Below are 4,439 nucleotides of genomic sequence, written 5' to 3' on the forward strand. Positions count from 1 at the left end.
GGTCCGGGACGTCGTCCTGGGTGTTGACGGTGTCGATGAGGCTCTGGCCGATCAGACGTTGTATGCGCAGGCGGGTCTGTTCGCGTTCGAGGTCGCGCTGGCTGCGGTGTTGAGGGCGGCGGGTGTGGTGGCGGATGCGGTGGTGGGGCATTCGGTGGGTGAGGTGGCGGCCGCGTATGTGGCGGGGGTGTTGTCGCTGGCGGATGCGTGCCGGCTGGTGGCGGCGCGGGCCCGTCTGATGCAGGGGTTGCCGGGTGGCGGGGCGATGGCGGCGGTGGGTGCTCCTGAGGCTGATGTGCTTGCCGGGCTGGAGCAGCTGTCGGGGGTGTCGGTCGCGGCGGTGAACGGTCCTGAGTCGGTGGTGGTCTCCGGTGAGACGGCTCAGGTCGAGCAGGTGGTGGAGTACTGGCGGGAGCGGGGTCGTCGGGTGCGGCGGCTGCGTGTCTCGCACGCGTTCCACTCGGCGGCGATGGATCGGGTCCTGGATGAACTGGGCGCGCTGGCTGGCGAGTTGGCGTACGAGCGGCCGCAGGTGCTGTGGGCGGGTGCGTTGAGCGGTGAGGTGTTGACGGAGTGCGGGGCGGGGTACTGGCCGGCGCAGACGCGTGGGGCGGTGCGGTTCGCCGATGCGGTGCGCACGCTGGCGACCCAGGGCGTCTCGGTGTTCGTCGAGGTCGGTCCCGACGGTTCGCTGTCGTCGCTGGGCCCGGACGCGGTGGCCGGTGTCGGTGGTGAGGAGGGTGTGTTCGTCCCGCTGCAACGACGGGACGACGAGGGCGTCACGGGCCTGGTGACGGGCCTGGCGCGGGTGTTCGTGCACGGTGTGGGTGTGGACTGGGCCGCCGTGGTGCCGAGGGCGGAGCGGGTCGGCCTGCCGACGTATGCCTTCCGGCACCAGCGCTACTGGCCCGAAGGCGAACTGCACCTGCCCACGGGAGCCGTCGCGGGCGGCGACGGCGCGGAGGCCGAGGCGCGGTTCTGGGCGGCCGTCGAGGGCGGGGACCTGACACGCCTCGCCGACACGCTCGCGGTGGACGGCGACCGTCCGCTGAGTGAGTTCCTGCCGGCGCTGGCGTCGTGGCGGCGCCGTGAGCAGGACCGTTCGGTGACGGCCGGATGGCGCTACCGCACCGGCTGGGCGCCGGTGGCCGAGCCCGGCTCCCGCGCGCTGTCGGGCGTCTGGCTGGTCGCGGCCCCCGCGCAGGTCGCCGGGGAACTGGTGCAGGGGTGCGTGGCGGCGTTGCGCGCCCGAGGCGCCGAGGTCGTCGTGGCCGAGGCCGGAGCCACGGGCGTGGAGCGCGCCGACGTGGCCGCGCTGCTCGATCGGGCGCTGGAGGGCACCGAGCCGTCCGCCGTCTCCGGCGTGGTGTCGCTGCTGGCCCTGGACGAGACGCCGCTGCCGGACCACCCGGTGGTGTCCGGTGGCGTTGCGGCGACCCTGGGCCTGGTGCAGGCCCTCGGCGACTCCGGCATCGAGGCGCCCCTGTGGCTGCTCACCCGCGGCGCCGTCGCGGCCGGCCCCGGCGAGGCGCTGAGCAGCCCGGTGCAGGCGCAGGTGTGGGGTCTCGGCCGGGTCGTGGCGCTGGAACACCCCGACCGGTGGGGTGGGTTGATCGATCTTCCTGCCGTGCTCGACGAGCGGGCCGGCGCGCGGCTGGTGGCGGTGCTGTCCGGGTGCGGCGAGGACCAGGTCGCGATCCGCGCGGCCGGGATCCTCGGCCGACGGCTGACCCGCGCCGCGCGGCCCCGCGCCCACGCCGAGCCCTGGACCCCGCGCGGTACGACGCTCATCACGGGCGGCACCGGCGCGATCGCCGGGCACGTCGCCCGGTGGCTCGCCGGACGCGGCGCGCCCCGCGTGCTCCTGACCAGCCGGTCCGGCCCCGCGGCGGCGGGCATGGCGGCGACGGCCGCCGAACTGGCCGCCCAGGGCACCCGCGTCGACGTCGTGGCCTGCGACGTGAGCAGCCGCGCGGAACTGTCCGGGCTGCTGGCCCGGGCCTCGGCCGACGGCCCCGCGGTGTCCTGCGTGATGCACACCGCGGGAGCACTGGACGACGGGGTCGTGAACCGGCTCTCCGCCGCACGACTGGAGACGGTGCTGGCGGCGAAGGCCACGGGCGCGGCCCTGCTCGACGAGCTGACGTCCGGCCTCGACCTGGACGCGTTCGTCCTCTTCTCGTCGTCCGCATCCACCCTCGGCACGGCCGGGCAGGGCAACTACGCGGCGGCGAACGCCTTCCTGGACGCCCTGGCCGAGAACCGGCGCGGCCGTGGCCTGGCCGGTCTCGCCGTGGCCTGGGGCGCCTGGGCCGGCGGCGGCTTCGCCGAGACCAGCGAGGCCGTCCGCGCCCGCGTCAGGCGGGGCGCGATGCCCCCGATGGACCCGAAGCTCGCGGTCCGCGCACTGGGCGAGGCCCTGGCCGGCGCGGACGCTGTCGTGACCGTGATGGACGTCGACTGGGCACAGCTCGCCGCCGCCCCCGGCGCGGCGGACATCCGGCAGATGCCGCTCGTCCGCGACCTGCCCGAGTTCCGCCGCCCGTCCGCCGTGGCCGCCGCCCCCCAGATCGCGGGCGATGCCGCGCTGGCACGGCGGCTGTCCGGCCTCGGCCGCGCCGAACAGGAGCGGGCACTGACCGACGTGGTGCGCGCCGAGGCGGCCGCGGTGCTCGGCCACGCCTCGGCGGAGACGGTGCAGGACCGGCGGGCGTTCAAGGACCTGGGCTTCGACTCCCTGACCTCGGTCGAGCTGCGCAACCGGCTCAACGCCGTGACGGGCCTGCGCCTTCCGGCCACCCTGGTCTTCGACCACCCGACGCCCGCGGTGCTGGCGGAGTTCCTGCGCACCGAGATGACCGGCGTCGAGACGGGCGCCGCCGAGGCCGCCCCCGTCACCGCCGCGGTCGCCGCCGACGAACCGCTGGCCATCGTCGGCATGGCGTGCCGGTTCCCGGGCGGCGTGGGCAGCCCGGAGGAGTTCTGGGACCTGCTGGCCTCCGGCGGCGACGCCGTCGGCGCCTTCCCGACGGACCGCGGCTGGGACCTGGAGAGCGTCTACGACCCCGACGCCCTGAGCAGCGGCACCTCCTACACCCAGTCCGGCGCCTTCCTGCGGGAGGCAGCGGACTTCGACGCCGGGTTCTTCGGGATCAGCCCGCACGAAGCGCTTGCGATGGACCCGCAGCAGCGCCTGCTGCTGGAGGTGTCCTGGGAGGCGCTGGAGCGGGCCGGCATCGACCCGAGCGCGCTGCGCGGCAGCGCGACCGGCGTGTTCGCGGGCGGCTTCGCCTCCGGCTACGGCATCGGCATGGCCCTCACCGGCCGGCACGCCTCCGGGGTCGACGGACACCTGATGACCGGCAACGCCACCAGTGTGCTCTCCGGCCGCGTGTCCTACGTGATGGGCCTGGAGGGCCCGGCGGTCACGGTGGACACGGCATGCTCGTCGTCCCTCGTCGCGCTCCACCTGGCCGCGCAGGCGATCCGGTCAGGAGAGTGCTCCCTGGCGCTCGCCGGCGGTGTCACCGTCATGGTGACGCCGAGCACCTTCATCGACTTCTCCCGGCAGCAGGGCCTGTCGGCCGACGGCCGCTGCCGTGCGTTCTCCGCCGACGCCGACGGCACCGGCTGGGCCGAGGGCGTGGGCGTGCTCGTCGTGGAGCGGCTGTCGGACGCCCGCCGCAACGGCCACCAGGTGCTCGCCGTCGTACGCGGCACCGCCGTCAACCAGGACGGCGCCTCCAACGGCCTGACGGCGCCGAACGGCCCCTCGCAGCAGCGCGTCATCCGCGCCGCCCTCGCGAACGCCCGGCTGTCACCGGCCGACGTGGACGTCGTCGAGGCGCACGGCACCGGAACAAGACTGGGCGACCCGATCGAGGCGCAGGCGCTGCTCGCCACCTACGGGCAGAACCGCCCTCAGGACCGGCCCCTGTGGCTCGGCTCCGTGAAGTCGAACATCGGGCACACCCAGGCCGCGGCCGGTGTGGCCGGTGTGATCAAGATGGTGCTGGCGCTCCGGCACGGCGCGGTGCCGCAGACGCTGTACGCGGACGAGCCGTCGCCGCACGTGGACTGGAGCACCGGCGAGGTGAAGCTGCTCTCGCAGCCGCTGCCGTGGCCGGTCGACGGCCGGGTGCGCCGTGCCGGTGTCTCGTCGTTCGGCCTCAGCGGCACCAACGCGCACGTCATCGTCGAAGAGGCCCCCGCATCCACCGACACCGACGTACCCGCGGACACCACCGGCGGCGAGGGGCACACCCCCGCGGTCCTCGGGAGCGTCGGCCCGAACGCCTGGCTGGTGTCGGGCCGCTCCGCCGCGGGCCTGACCGCGCAGGCGGGCCGGCTGCGCGAGTGGGTCACGGCCCGCCCGGAGCTGGAACCGGCCGACCTGGCCTGGTCGTTGACGACGACGCGGTCCGCCTTCGAGCACCGGG

Annotated in this window: 1 protein-coding gene; it reads left to right on the top strand. The window is 75.4% G+C overall.

The window, feature by feature from the left end; all coding sequences use genetic code 11:
- Window positions 1-58: 58 nt before the first annotated feature.
- On the top strand, window positions 59-4,439 hold a 4,381-nt coding region (locus tag ACFZCP_RS45735; RefSeq protein ID WP_391443184.1), incomplete at its 3' end, for an SDR family NAD(P)-dependent oxidoreductase.

The organism is Streptomyces sp. NPDC007971 (genome assembly GCF_042958635.1).
Lineage (GTDB): Bacteria > Actinomycetota > Actinomycetes > Streptomycetales > Streptomycetaceae > Streptomyces.